12 protein-coding genes and 1 pseudogene are annotated in these 12,678 nt (G+C 68.0%); 5 read left to right on the top strand and 8 right to left on the bottom strand.

Features of this window, described 5'->3' with window-relative positions; translation table 11 throughout:
* Both JWP60_RS21530 and nadA read left to right on the top strand, forming a co-directional pair.
* Nucleotides 1-154 (top strand): annotated as a pseudogene (locus tag JWP60_RS21530) (nicotinate-nucleotide diphosphorylase (carboxylating)); the annotation flags it as partial.
* Nucleotides 151-1,269 carry a quinolinate synthase NadA gene (gene nadA, locus JWP60_RS21525; RefSeq protein WP_299795846.1) on the top strand — a complete coding sequence of 373 codons (1,119 nt, stop codon included), beginning with the start codon at nt 151-153 and terminating at the stop codon, nt 1,267-1,269. The pseudogene JWP60_RS21530 and the gene nadA, both read left to right, overlap by 4 nt.
* Before the next feature lie 7 nt (nt 1,270-1,276).
* Here nadA and JWP60_RS21520 read toward each other — a convergent pair whose 3' ends face one another.
* From JWP60_RS21520 to metG, 8 genes are all read right to left on the bottom strand, one after another.
* Nucleotides 1,277-2,305, bottom strand: coding sequence for a hypothetical protein (locus tag JWP60_RS21520; RefSeq protein ID WP_299795843.1), 1,029 nt, complete (start codon nt 2,303-2,305; stop codon nt 1,277-1,279).
* Nucleotides 2,306-2,575: 270 nt separating this feature from the next.
* Nucleotides 2,576-3,274, bottom strand: a complete 699-nt coding sequence (locus JWP60_RS21515; protein WP_299795840.1) for a hypothetical protein — start codon at nt 3,272-3,274, stop codon at nt 2,576-2,578.
* 122 nt (nt 3,275-3,396) lie between these two features.
* Nucleotides 3,397-4,980, bottom strand: coding sequence for an L-aspartate oxidase (gene nadB / locus JWP60_RS21510; RefSeq protein WP_299795837.1), 1,584 nt, complete (start codon nt 4,978-4,980; stop codon nt 3,397-3,399).
* Between the two features lie 34 nt (nt 4,981-5,014).
* A complete protein-coding gene (locus JWP60_RS21505) occupies nt 5,015-5,875 on the bottom strand; it encodes a ScpA family protein (RefSeq protein WP_299795834.1) in 861 nt (286 codons plus the stop codon).
* 21 nt (nt 5,876-5,896) lie between these two features.
* Nucleotides 5,897-6,124, bottom strand: a complete 228-nt coding sequence (locus JWP60_RS21500) for a DUF3460 family protein (RefSeq protein WP_299795831.1) — start codon at nt 6,122-6,124, stop codon at nt 5,897-5,899.
* A 35-nt stretch (nt 6,125-6,159) separates the two neighbouring features.
* Nucleotides 6,160-7,821: a SulP family inorganic anion transporter gene (locus JWP60_RS21495; RefSeq protein WP_299795828.1), complete on the bottom strand. Its 1,662-nt coding sequence runs from the start codon at nt 7,819-7,821 to the stop codon at nt 6,160-6,162.
* Nucleotides 7,822-7,875: 54 nt separating this feature from the next.
* Nucleotides 7,876-8,103 carry a hypothetical protein gene (locus JWP60_RS21490; protein ID WP_299795826.1) on the bottom strand — a complete coding sequence of 76 codons (228 nt, stop codon included), beginning with the start codon at nt 8,101-8,103 and terminating at the stop codon, nt 7,876-7,878.
* Between the two features lie 101 nt (nt 8,104-8,204).
* A complete protein-coding gene (metG, locus tag JWP60_RS21485; protein ID WP_299795823.1) occupies nt 8,205-10,370 on the bottom strand; it encodes a methionine--tRNA ligase in 2,166 nt (721 codons plus the stop codon).
* Nucleotides 10,371-10,447: 77 nt separating this feature from the next.
* On the opposite strand from metG, the gene JWP60_RS21480 reads away from it, so the two are divergent.
* The 3 genes from JWP60_RS21480 (at nt 10,448) to JWP60_RS21470 (ending at nt 12,672) form a co-directional block, all read left to right on the top strand.
* A complete protein-coding gene (locus JWP60_RS21480; RefSeq protein ID WP_299795820.1) occupies nt 10,448-10,723 on the top strand; it encodes a hypothetical protein in 276 nt (91 codons plus the stop codon).
* A gap of 50 nt (nt 10,724-10,773) precedes the next feature.
* Complete coding sequence (gene apbC, locus JWP60_RS21475) at nt 10,774-11,862, top strand: iron-sulfur cluster carrier protein ApbC (protein ID WP_299795817.1); 1,089 nt, start codon at nt 10,774-10,776, stop codon at nt 11,860-11,862.
* 81 nt (nt 11,863-11,943) lie between these two features.
* Nucleotides 11,944-12,672, top strand: coding sequence for a Crp/Fnr family transcriptional regulator (locus JWP60_RS21470; RefSeq protein ID WP_299795852.1), 729 nt, complete (start codon nt 11,944-11,946; stop codon nt 12,670-12,672).
* Nucleotides 12,673-12,678 lie beyond the last annotated feature (6 nt).

Here is a 12,678-nt window from a genome sequence, read left to right as displayed (position 1 = left end):
CGGCGGCCGCGCCGTGCTGGAGATCTCCGGTGGCGTCACCCTGGAGCGGCTGCGCACGCTGGCCGAAACCGGGGTCGACCGCATCTCGGTGGGAACGCTGACCAAGGACGTGAAGGCCACCGACTTCTCGATGCGCCTGCAGGAAACGCCATGAGCGCTGTCATCCCGATCTTCGACGTCGAATACGAGCATCCGTTGCCCGGCAACACGTGCGACACCAAGCACGCCTGGGCCCGCATCCCGCCGGAGCCGGGAGCGGCGGAACGCGCGGCGCTCAAGGACAGGATCCGCCGCCTGCTCAAGGAGCGCAACGCGGTGATGGTGTCGCACTACTACGTCCATCCCGACCTGCAGGACCTCGCGGAAGAGACCGGCGGCATGGTCAGCGACTCGCTGGAAATGGCCCGCTTCGGCCGCGACCATCCGGCGCAGACCCTGGTGGTCTCCGGCGTGAAGTTCATGGGCGAGACCTCCAAGATCCTGTCGCCCGAAAAGCGGGTGCTGATGCCGGACCTGGATGCGACCTGCTCGCTGGACCTCGGCTGCCCGGTCGACGAATTCAGCGCCTTCTGCGACCAGCATCCGGACCGCACCGTGGTGGTCTACGCCAACACCAGCGCCGCCGTGAAGGCGCGTGCCGACTGGCTGGTGACATCGAGCTGCGCGCTCGACATCGTCGGCGCGCTCAAGGACAAGGGCCACAAGATCCTGTGGGCGCCGGACCGCCACCTGGGCGGCTACATCCAGCGCGAGACCGGCGCCGACATGGTGTTCTGGAGCGGCTCGTGCATCGTGCACGACGAGTTCAAGGGCTTCGAGCTCGTCGACCTGAAGAAGCAGTATCCCGCGGCCAAGGTGCTGGTGCATCCCGAGTCGCCGGCCGACGTCGTGGCGCTGGCCGATGCGGTCGGCTCCACCTCGGCGATCCTCAAGGCCGCCCGCGAGATGGATGCGCGCGAGTTCATCGTGGCCACCGACAACGGCATGCTGCACAAGCTGCGCACGCTCAATCCGGGCAAGGTGTTCATCGAGGCGCCCACGGCCGGCAACAGCGCGACTTGCAAGAGCTGTGCGCACTGCCCGTGGATGGCCATGAACGGCCTCGCGGACCTGGCGCGCGTGCTGGAGACCGGGGCCAACGAGGTGTTCGTCGAGCCGGCGCTGGTCGACCGGGCCCGCGTGCCGATCGATCGCATGCTGGCTTTCACCGCGGCGCTCAAGGCGGGCCAGCCGGCGGGCGCGCTGGTGCCGAATATCGGCGCGGCCTAGGGCCTGGTCAGCGCCGCAGCCGCGTGGCGCTGAAGTGCCACGCGTCGCTGCCCGCCACCAGCGCCAGCAGCAGCGAGGCGCCAAGCGCCCAGGCCAGCCCAAGCACCGGCCATTCGCCGGGGGCTAGCCGCAGCGCCAGCACCAGCGGCGCCCATGCCTGCACGAACAGCAGCAAGGTCAGGGTGAACAGCACCGCGCCTGCCGTGAAGCGGCCCTGCAGGCACTGGCCCGCGCCGGGCAGCACGCAGGAAGCGAGCACCTCGTGCCAGCGCCGCGCCGTGCGTTCATCGCGGAAGGCCGGCACGACGGTCGTTTCGTCGGGCAGTGCGGGCGAGGACATCAGCAGTTGCGCCACGCGCAGGGCCGTGATGCCGCTGGCCGAATGCAGTTGCAGCACCGTTCCCGTGGTGAAGGCCAGCGCCAGGTTGGGGGTTCGCATCAGCGCCTGAAGCCAGGGCGCGGGGCGCAGCTGCGGCGGCAGGTCCGCGGGACAACCGGCGTAGACGATGGAGCGGCGCGGCCACTCGGACAGCAGCTGGCGCTCGCGCGGCCCACCGGTAAACAGCAGCAGGCGCCGATTGGTCACCAGCAGCCAGCGCGGTCGCCATCCAGGCAGGTACACCGTCTCGCGCGCGATCTCGCCTTCGAGCCGGACCCGTTCGAAATCGCGGCCGCACAGCCACGCGATCGCTTTCTGGTTGAGGGCGACCTCGTACTCGGGCCGCGCGATCAGGCGGCTATGGCGCCGCTGCTGCCACCAGGCGGGCAGCAGCAATGCCGGCACCGTCACCAGCAGCAGCAGGCGCAGCGATTCAGCCAGCGGGTGTGGGGCCGCGCCCGGCCGGGTCGACAGCAGCAAAGGGAACGCCAGCCAGACGGCGATCGCCACCACCGCCAGCCGAACGGCCACCGGCACTGCGTGAATGCGCAGGCGTTGCCGCGCGAACCGCGCCCGCGCTGCGCCCTTGTGCGCCGGCACACGCGCCGCCCCGGCGACCTGGCCCGCACCCTGCGCGGGCTGCAAGAATCTCTCCATCCGCTTTCCCCCAACTTCTTGTTCTCGCACGCATCCAGGCTGGCTGACGGAGCAGCAGCCCGGGACGTAACAGAGTGTGCACTGCCGCTGTCGCTTTCCGCTCGGCGGCCGGACAGCCGGTGGTGCCGGGACGGACGGATGTCATCGCATGGACGTCATCCCGGGCTCGACCCGGGATCCACGACGGCGTTGGCACAGGCGCCGCTTGGATTGCGGGTCAAGCGCGCAATGACATCCTGCGTATCCATTTTCCGGATGCGGCGACGGCGCTCACGATGCAAGCTGCTGCAGCAACTCCTTGACGTCCTGCGGCAGCTTCAGCACTTCCGGCGTGGTGATCACGCCGATGCCCAGCGCGTCAAGGCCGTCGACCATCGAGCACTTGAAGCTCACGTCCGGCTGCTTGAGGCATTCGAGCACGCCGCGCCCCGCGGCCGTGGCGGGATAGCGCCCGGGGTGAAACGCATAGACCATGTCTTCCGGGTTGCGCGGGTAGACGGTGCGCTGCAGCAGGTCGGCCGGGTACTTGCGGCCGGTTCGCGTGCGGATCACCCATGCCATGCGCGGGGCAAGCTCGGTCATCGGCTGCATCGTGTCCGCGGAGTGGGCGCCGTGCAGGCCCACCATGGTCTGCGCGATCGGCCGGCCGTCGCTGAAGGAGCGTTCGATGCCGCTCAGGAAGATCAGCCCGCAGGCCGATTCGCACTTGCCCGACACCGCGGTGGACAGGCCTTCTTCGTGGATGCGGGAGCCGATCTGGTACCCGGTCCAGAGGTCGCCGCCCGGGCTTTCGTGCAGCAGCACCAGGTGCACCGGGCCGATGGCGAGCTGGTCGCGCAAGCGCACGAGGTCGTTGCCCTCGACCGGGCCGGACATCACCAGCGTGTCGCCCACGCGGTGAAAGTCCATGGCGTGCACGGCAGGCGCCAGCGCGAACGCGAACAGCAGCGAGGCAAGAAGGCGTGGCATGCAGGTCCCCTGAAGACACTCTGCGGCGTCCCCATGCCTGAGTTATAGCAACAGGCAGGCGCGCCGACCAGTGGCCGGCGTGTAAAAGACGATGAGGTCGTGACGCCCGCCGCGCCCTTGCCTCAGGACGGCTGCAGCGTGGTGGGAACGGCGACCTCCGCCATGCGCGGATAGTCGCGGCTGTAATGCAGGCCGCGGCTTTCGTGGCGCGCCTGCGCCGAGCGCACGATCAGGTCCGCCACGGTCACCAGGTTGCGCAGTTCCAGCAGGTCGCGCGTCACGTGGAAGGCGCTGTAGAACTCATGGATCTCCTGCTGCAGCAGCTTGATGCGGTGGGCCGCGCGATCGAGCCGCTTGTTGGTGCGCACTATGCCCACGTAGTCCCACATGAAGCGGCGCAGCTCGTCCCAGTTGTGCGAGATCACCACCGCTTCGTCCGCATCGGTCACGCGGCTGTCGTCCCAGGCCGGGATGTCGCCGACCGGCGGCAGCGGTGTGGCCAGGATGTCGTCGGACGCGGAGCGGGCAAACACCATGCATTCCACGAGCGAGTTGCTGGCCAGGCGATTGGCTCCGTGCAGCCCGGTGTACGCGGTCTCGCCGATCGCGTGCAGGCCGGGCAGGTCGGTGCGGCCGGCCAGGTCGGTGTGGATGCCGCCGCAGGTGTAGTGCGCCGCCGGCACCACCGGGATCGGCTGCCGCGTGATGTCGATTCCCAGATCGAGGCAGCGCGCGTAGATGTTCGGGAAGTGCTCCTTCACGAAGGCGGGCGGCTGGTGAGAGATATCGAGCAGCACGCAGTCGAGGCCGTGCTTCTTCATCTCGAAGTCGATCGCCCGCGCCACCACGTCGCGCGGGGCCAGTTCCAGGCGCGGGTCGTGGTTCGGCATGAAGCGCGTGCCGTCCGGCAGCATCAGGCGGCCGCCCTCGCCGCGCACGGCTTCGGAGATCAGGAAGTTCTTGACGTGCGGGTGGTACAGGCAGGTCGGGTGGAACTGGATGAACTCCATGTTCGTCACGCGGCAGCCGGCGCGCCAGGCAGCGGCGATGCCGTCGCCGGTGGCGGTGTCGGGGTTGGTGGTGTACAGGTAGACCTTGCCGGCGCCACCCGTGGCCAGGATGGTGTGCGGCGCGCGGAAGGTCACCACTTCGTCGCTGGTCTCGTCCAGCGCGTACAGGCCCAGGCAGCGGTTAGGCCCGGGCATCCCCACTTTGGCGGACATGATCAGGTCCACCAGCATGTGGTGTTCCAGCATGGTGATGTTGGGCGTTTGCTGCACGCGCTGGATCAGCGTCTGCTGCACGGCCGCACCGGTGGCGTCGGTCACGTGCACGATGCGCCGCGCGCTGTGGCCGCCCTCGCGCGTGAGGTGCAGGTGGCCGTCTTCCTCGGAGAAGGGCACGCCCAGGCTTTGCAGCCATTCGACGCTCAGCGGCGCGTGCTCCACCACGAAGCGGGTGGCCGCGGGATCGGACAGGCCGGCGCCGGCCACCAGCGTGTCGTCCACGTGCGAAGCGAAGCTGTCGCTGCGATCCATGACCGCGGCGATGCCGCCCTGCGCCCAGCCGCTGGAGCCGTCGCTCATGGACCGCTTGGTGAGGATCGCCACCTTGTGGGTGGGCGCCAGGTGCAGCGCAGCGGACAGGCCGGCCAGGCCGCTGCCGACGATGAGGATGTCGAAATCGCGAGGGATGGCTTGGCTCAATGCGGCCTCTTCTTGTAGGGACTCGTTGGGGGGATCAGGCGCTGTGATAGGCCAGGCGCACGTAGATGGGGGCGTAGGCTTCGGCCTGGGTCACCTCGATCAGGGTCTCCTTGGCCAGTTCCAGCGTGGCGATGAAGGTGACGACCAGCACGGGCGTGCCCTTGGTCACGTCGAACAGCTGCTCGAATTCGACGAAGCGCCGGCCTTGCAGCTTCTTCAGGACCATGCTCATGTGCTCGCGCACCGAGAGCTCCTCGCGCGTGATCTTGTGGTGCTGGATCAGTTTCGCGCGGCGCAGGATGTCGCGCCAGGCGTCCTGCAGGTCGGCGACGGCGACGTCGGGAAAGCGCGGTTGCAGCGACTGTTCGATGTAGACCTGCGCGCGCAGGACGTCGCGCCCCAGTTGCGGCAGCTCGTTGATGCGAAAGGCCGCGGCCTTCATCTGCTCGTATTCCAGCAGGCGGCGGACCAGTTCGGCGCGCGGGTCCTCGGCCTCTTCGCCCGGCGCCGCCTTCTTGGGCGGCAGCAGCATGCGCGACTTGATCTCGATCAGCATGGCCGCCATCAGCAGGTACTCGGCGGCCAGTTCGAGATTGCGCTCGCGGATCTCGTCGACGTACGTCAGGTACTGGCGGGTCACCGCCGCCATCGGGATGTCGAGGATGTTGAAGTTCTGCTTGCGGATCAGGTACAGCAACAGGTCCAGCGGTCCCTCGAAAGCCTCGAGGAAAACCTCCAGCGCGTCCGGCGGGATGTACAGGTCGTGCGGCATGGTGAACAGCGGCTCGCCGTACAGGCGCGCGAGCGCGACCTGGTCGACCACCTCCGGCAAGCCGGTCTCGCGCGCCGCCGGCGGCTGCGGGAGTTCGGGCAAGGCGGTTTTGCTGCTGTCCATGCAGGGGAAAGTCCGATGGCCTCAGCGCGGACGGCGCGGGTCGTCGCCGTACACGTACGCCTTCTGCGGCACGCGCGCGTCCTGCCACTCGGCGATCGCCTCGCGGTCCAGCTTCTTGTCCCACCAGAGCGCGCGACCGGCCCGTTGCTGCGCCTCGAGATCGGGCTGCTCGGTCTTGAGCTGCGCAATGAACTGGGTGACGTCGGACCGGTAGTCGGGCCGGCGGAAGATGCGTTGCAGGAAGGACATGGCGGCCATTTTACCGGGGGGCTGCGGCCGGCCCCTCAGGCCGCGACTTCCGCCGACGCCAGGTGCCGGGCCAGCTCCACGTCGAAGCCGGCGCGTTCGATCACCTCGCGGGGCTGGTCCTGCAGGCCTTCGATGCGCAGAGTGCCCTGGCGCAGCAGGATCGCCTTGTGCAATTGCCGCAGCGTGTCCAGCCCGGAGGTGTCCAGGTGCACCAGGTGCAGCGCATCGAGCACCACGTCCGGACCCTCGGGTGCGCTCTCCACGGCCTGCACGATCGAATCGATCTTGGCGGTGGCGCCGAAGAACAGCGAGCCGTAGAGGCGATAGCGCAGCAGCCCGCCGCCGCGCTCCAGCGGCTCGACGCTGAACAGCGAGCTCATTTTCTGGATGAACAGCACGCAGGCCGTGAACAGTCCCACCTCCACCGCCACCGTCAGGTCGAACACCACCGTCAGCGCGAAGGTCCCGAGCATCAGGACGCGGTAGTGGAGGCTGTAACGGCGCAGGTGCGCGAACTCGCGCCACTCGCCCATGTTCCAGGCCGTGTAGAGCAGGACGCCGGCCAGCACCGACAGGGGCACCAGCAGCGCCAGCGGCGCGGCGGCCAGCACGATGACCGCCAGCGTCAGGCTGTGGATCACCCCGGCCACCGGCGAGGTTGCGCCCGCGCGGACGTTGGTCACCGTCCGCGCGATGGTGCCGGTCGCCGGCATGCCGCCGAAGAAGGGCACGATGAAGTTGGCCACGCCCTGCGCCATCAGCTCCTGGTTCGGGTCGTGCCGCGGCAGGCTGGTGAGCTGGTCGGCCACGCGCGCGCACAGCAGCGACTCGATCGCCCCGAGCAGGGCGATGGTGATGGTGGGCGTGACCAGCAGCTTCACCGTTTCCCAGCTGAAGTCCGGCAAGGCCATGGGCGGCAGGCCGGGCGGGATGCTCCCGAAGCGGCTGCCGATGGTGTCGACCGGCAGGTGCAGGAGGACGGACAAGGCCGTCAGCGTGACGAGCGCCACCACTGCCCCGGGAATCCGCGCGCCAACGGCGCTGGCCTGGTGCATGCCGGGGATGTCCTGCGCCAGCTTGTTCGCCGGCGACTCCGCATGCCAGAGATGCTGCCAGATGAACAGGCCGGCGAGGCAGGCGGTGCCGAGCGCGAAGGCATACGGATTGAACGTGTCGAGATGCCGCGCGATCGTGCCCAGCTGGGTGAAGAAGTCGGCCGGCATTTTCGAGATCGACAGTCCCAGCCAGTCCTTGACCTGCGACGCTGCGATCAGCACCGCGATCCCGTTGGTGAAGCCGATGACGATGCTCACCGGCACGTAGCGCACCAGCCGTCCCAGCTTCAGCAGGCCCATGACGAACAGGAGCACGCCGGCGCAGCTGGTGGCGATCAGCAGGTTGGCGACCCCGTAGCGCTCGATGATCCCGTAGACGATGACGATGAACGCACCGGCCGGGCCGCCGATCTGCACCGAGGAGCCTCCCAGCAAGGCGATCAGCAGGCCGGCGATGATGGCCGTCCACAGGCCCGCTTCCGGCTTCAGGCCCGAGGCGATGGCAAAGGCCATCGCCAGGGGCAGGGCGACCACGCCGACCGTGAGGCCGGCGCCCAGGTCACGCAGGAACCGGTCGCGCCCGTAGCCGCGAAGCGAGGCGAGCAAGCGGGGTCGAAAGGGCGCGAGCGAGACTGGTGGCATCGGCCATTCTTGCACCCCGGCCTGGCGCGGGCGAGCGTCGGGCCCGCCGGGGCATCATTGCCTGGAGTCGCCGGGGAGGATGGCGTCGGCGGCGAGGCCGACGGCCTTGCCGGTGATCTTGACCGTGCCGACCGCGGCATCGACCGCCAGCGACCCCGCCGTCACGGCGACCGAAGCCGCGGCGCCGGCCACGGTGACGATGGCGCAGCCGGAGAGCGCCGTGGCAAGGGCCGCGAGGCCGGCGAGGGCCGCCAGGCGGGCCGGGGAGGAGCGGGTGGGCATAGGCGCGTCCGATACAGCTGAGACGCACGCATTCTAGGACCGGCTGGCCTTGCCCTGACGCAGATCAGGTAAAGCCCGAGGGCGGGCCGCGCGCCAGTGCGTCAGCGCACCCGCATGCCGGGCTCGGCACCCGGCCAGGGGCTCAGAACGTAAATCCCGTTCTTCTGCTTCTCTTCGGCGTGGCTGGCCGCCAGCACCATGCCTTCGCTCACGCCGAACTTCATCTTGCGCGGCGCCAGGTTGGCCACCATCACCGTGAGCTTGCCGACCAGGTCTTCCGGCTGGTAGGCCGAGGCAATGCCGGAAAAGACATTGCGATGGCGCCCCTCGCCCACGTCGAGGGTCAACTGCAGCAGCTTGGTCGACCCTTCCACCGCCTTGCACTCGACGATCTTCGCGATGCGCAGGTCGATCTTGGTGAAGTCGTCGATCGTGATGGTCTCCCCGATCTCCTCGCCCCCCGGCTGTTCACTCCCTCCCCCACCGGGGGAGGGCTGGGGTGGGGGCGCTCCCGCTCCCACTCCGACTCCCGCCTCGCGCCCTCTCCCGCTTGCGGGAGAGGGCTGGGGTGAGGGGATTGCGTCCACAGCCGGCTCGAACAGCGCATCCACCACCTTCATGTCCACCCGCTGCATCAAGTGCTTGTACTCGCCCACCTGGTGCCCTTCGCCCAGCGGCCTGGCAGCATTGTCCCAATCGAGCGGCTCGCAGCGCAGGAACTGCTCCGCCTGCTTGGCGAGTTCCGGCAGCACCGGCTTCAGGCACGCGGTGAGAACCTTGAAGGCCTCCAGGCATTCCGAGCAGACGCGCGCCGCCTCCTCGCTCTTGCCTTCCTTCACCAGCTTCCAGGGAGCGGCGCTGTCGAAGCGCAGGTTCACTTCGTCGGCAAACGCCATGACCTCGCGCAGCGCCTTGCCGTAGTCGCGGCTCTCGTATTGCTGCCGCACGCTCTCCACCAGCCGGCCCGGATTCAGCGCGGAGAGGTCGCCCGCGACCAGCTTGCCGCCCGCGATGAACTTCACCGCGCGGCTCGCGATGTTCACGTACTTGCCGACCAGATCGGAGTTCACCCGCGCGACGAAGTCGTCGGGGTTGAAATCGACGTCCTCGACGCGGGCATTCAGCTTGGCGGCGATGTAGTAGCGCAGCCACTCGGGGTTCATGCCCAGCGACAGGTATTTCAGCGGGTCGATGCCGGTGCCGCGGCTCTTGGACATCTTCTCGCCGCTCACGGTGATGAAGCCATGCACGTTCACCTGGTTGGGCGTCTTGCGGCCGCTGAACTTCAGCATCGCCGGCCAGAACAGCGTGTGGAAGTAGACGATGTCCTTGCCGATGAAGTGCACCTGCTCCACCTGCGGATCGGAGATGTACTGCTCGAACGTGGCATCGGTGCGCGAGGCGGGGTGCCAATGGTCCTTCGCCTGGCCCCGGTCGAAGTGGTTCTTCAGGCTGGCGAGATAGCCGACGGGGGCATCGAGCCAGACGTAGAAGTACTTGCCGGGCACGTCGGGAATCTCGATGCCGAAGTAGGGCGCGTCGCGGCTGATGTCCCAGTCGGCCATGCCGGCCTCGAACCACTCGCCGGCCTTCTTGGCCATCTCCGGCTGCAGCCTGGGCACGCCGGTGCCGTCGGCATCCTTGTCCTGCGTCCAGGCCTTGAGGAACTCGACGACCTGGGGCTTGGACAACTGGAAGAAGTAGTGGTCCGAGCTGCGCAGCTCCGGCCGCGCGCCGGTCAGCGTCGAGTAGGGGGCGATCAGTTCGGTGGGGGCGTAGACGCTGCTGCATACCTCGCACGAGTCGCCGTACTGGTCCTTCGCATGGCACACGGGGCACTCGCCCTTGATGTAGCGATCGGGCAGGAACATGCCCTTGACCGGGTCGTAGAACTGCTCGATGGTGCGCGTCGTGATCAGGCCCTTGGCCTTGAGCTGGCGGTAGATCGCCTGCGCGAGTTCGGTGTTCTCCGGGCTGTCGGTGGAGTGCCAGTTGTCGAAGCGGATGTGGAAGCCGTCGAGGTACTGCTTGCGGCCGGCAGCGATCTCGCCCACGAACTGCTGCGGCGTCTTGCCCGCCTTCTCGGCCGCGATCATGATCGGCGCGCCATGCGCGTCGTCGGCGCCCACGAACTGCACCATGCTTCCCTGCATGCGCTGGCTGCGCACCCAGATGTCGGCCTGGATGTACTCCATGATGTGGCCGATGTGGAACTTGCCGTTGGCGTAAGGCAGGGCGGTGGTGACGAAGAGCTTGCGCTGGGGCATGGGGGTTTCCGAAGGGAACCGGAGATTTTAGCGAGGGAGCGGGCCGGCGCCTCTTCACGACGGTTTACCAGGCGCTGGTGGACCATTGGGTTCTTTACGACAATTCCGGCGGTGAGCCGGTCCTGATCGACTGGAGTGGCAAGGCAATGAGCAAGAAAGGCGATGTCGAAGAGTCGCAGCCGGTCTACGGCGCGCCGCCGCAGCCATCAGGCGCAGACCTGAAGGGCTCGCTGGCCGCGTTGCGACGCGCAGCGAATCGGGCCAGGCAGGTCGCGCAGCAGACAGGCACGGACCTGATCGTCATGCGCGACGGTCAGCTGATCCGCATCAGTCCTGCCGAGCAGCAGCCCTGAAGGCCGGCAGCGCCACTCAGTACACTGGGCGCAACAGGAACACACGCACCATGGCCACCCAGGAACAGTTGCTCGCGGCGCTCGCGGGCGTCAAGGACCCGAACACGGGCAAGGATTTCGTTTCCACCAAGGCCGTGAAGAACGTGCAGATCGAAGGCGGCGACGTCGCCTTCGAAGTGGAGATGGCCTATCCCGCCAAGAGCCAGCTGCCGGAATTGCGCCGCGCATTCATCGCTGCCGCCAAGTCGGTGCCCGGTGTGGCGAACGTCTCCGTGAACATCGCCACCCGGGTCACGGCCCATGCCGTGCAGCGCGGCGTGCAGCTGATGCCCAACGTGAAGAACATCATCGCGATCGCCTCGGGCAAGGGCGGCGTCGGCAAGAGCACCACCGCGGCCAATCTCGCGCTGGCACTCGCCGCCGAGGGCGCCACCGTCGGCGTGCTCGATGCCGACATCTACGGCCCGAGCCAGCCGATGATGCTGGGCATCCAGGGGCGTCCCGAGAGCGAGGACGGCAAGACCATGGAGCCGATGGAGAACCACGGCATCCAGGTGATGTCGATCGGCTTCCTGGTGAACCAGGACGAGGCCATGATCTGGCGCGGCCCCATGGCCACCCAGGCGCTGGAGCAGCTGCTGCGCCAGACCAACTGGCAGGAGCTCGATTACCTGATCGTCGACATGCCGCCCGGCACCGGCGACATCCAGCTGACGCTGTCGCAGCGCGTGCCCATGACGGGCGCTGTGATCGTCACCACGCCGCAGGACATCGCGCTGATCGACGCCCGCAAGGCCGTCACGATGTTCGAGAAGGTGGGCGTGCCCGTCCTCGGCATCGTCGAGAACATGGCGGTGCACGTGTGCAGCAACTGCGGGCATGCGGAACATATCTTTGGCGAAGGCGGCGGCAAGCGCTACGCCCAGGAGAAGGGCATCGATTATCTCGGCGCGTTGCCCCTGGACATGCAGATCCGCCTGCAGGCGGACAGCGGCAAGCCCACGGTGGTGGCCGACCCCGACAGCGAGCCGGCGAAGATCTACAAGGCGGTGGCACGGCAGATGGCGATCAAGATCGCGGCCAAGGCCAAGGACTTCTCCGCCAGGTTCCCGACCATCACGGTATCGAAGGACACCTGAGGGCCGGTGGCGCTGCACAGCGGTGCGGATCGCCTCCAGCACAGCAGCAGACGGTCCATCCCGAAGGCACAATATGCACCGATGCCGCCTGTTCATTCGACCACACAAAACCATCTCCTGGCGGCGTTCCCCACCGCCGAATACGGACGTCTCGCCGCTGACCTGGAACTGGTGCCCATGCCGCTCGGCAAGGTGCTCAGCGAATCCGGCGGCCGGATGGACCATCTCTTTTTCCCCGCCACGTGCATCGTTTCGCTGTTGTACGTGCTGGAGGACGGGTCTTCGGCCGAGATCGGTGTCGTCGGCAACGAAGGCGTCGTCGGCATCTCGCTGTTCATGGGCGGCCACACCACGCCCAGCCGCGCCGTGGTGCGCAGCGCCGGTCATGCCTACCGGCTGCGCGCCGGCGTGCTGCTGCGGGAGTTCGAGCTCGGCGGCTCCGTCATGCGCCTGCTGCTGCGCTATACGCAGGCCCTGATCACGCAAATGACACAGACCGCGGTGTGCAACCGGCACCACTCGGTGGAACAGCAGTTGTGCCGCTGCCTGCTGCTGAGCCTGGACCGGATGTCCGGTACCAGCCTGACGATGACGCAGGAGCTGATCGCCAGCCTGCTGGGCGTGCGCCGGGAAGGCGTGACCGAAGCGGCAGGCCACCTGCAACGGGAGGGCCTGATCCGCTACCGCCGCGGGCACATCGAAGTGCTGGACCGCGCCGGGCTGGAAAACGCCGTGTGCGAATGTTATGCCGTGGCCAAGCTCGAATTCGACCGGCTGATGTGCGATGTCCCGCGCGGCCAGGCCGGGTAGCCGAAT

Source organism: Ramlibacter sp. (genome assembly GCF_028291745.1).
GTDB lineage: Bacteria > Pseudomonadota > Gammaproteobacteria > Burkholderiales > Burkholderiaceae_C > Ramlibacter.
The sequence above is the reverse complement of the archived record's forward strand: the minus strand, read 5'-3'. Positions and strand labels throughout refer to the sequence as shown.

Bases quoted from the DNA above. Each gene is read 5' to 3' on its own strand.
- nadA (WP_299795846.1), top strand. From the start codon at position 151: ATGAGCGCTGTCATCCCGATCTTCGACGTCGAATACGAGCATCCGTTG.
- JWP60_RS21520 (WP_299795843.1), bottom strand. From the start codon at position 2,305: ATGGAGAGATTCTTGCAGCCCGCGCAGGGTGCGGGCCAGGTCGCCGGG.
- JWP60_RS21515 (WP_299795840.1), bottom strand. From the start codon at position 3,274: ATGCCACGCCTTCTTGCCTCGCTGCTGTTCGCGTTCGCGCTGGCGCCT.
- JWP60_RS21505 (WP_299795834.1), bottom strand. From the start codon at position 5,875: ATGGACAGCAGCAAAACCGCCTTGCCCGAACTCCCGCAGCCGCCGGCG.
- JWP60_RS21500 (WP_299795831.1), bottom strand. From the start codon at position 6,124: ATGTCCTTCCTGCAACGCATCTTCCGCCGGCCCGACTACCGGTCCGAC.
- JWP60_RS21495 (WP_299795828.1), bottom strand. From the start codon at position 7,821: ATGCCACCAGTCTCGCTCGCGCCCTTTCGACCCCGCTTGCTCGCCTCG.
- JWP60_RS21490 (WP_299795826.1), bottom strand. From the start codon at position 8,103: ATGCCCACCCGCTCCTCCCCGGCCCGCCTGGCGGCCCTCGCCGGCCTC.
- metG (WP_299795823.1), bottom strand. From the start codon at position 10,370: ATGCCCCAGCGCAAGCTCTTCGTCACCACCGCCCTGCCTTACGCCAAC.
- apbC (WP_299795817.1), top strand. From the start codon at position 10,774: ATGGCCACCCAGGAACAGTTGCTCGCGGCGCTCGCGGGCGTCAAGGAC.
- JWP60_RS21470 (WP_299795852.1), top strand. From the start codon at position 11,944: ATGCCGCCTGTTCATTCGACCACACAAAACCATCTCCTGGCGGCGTTC.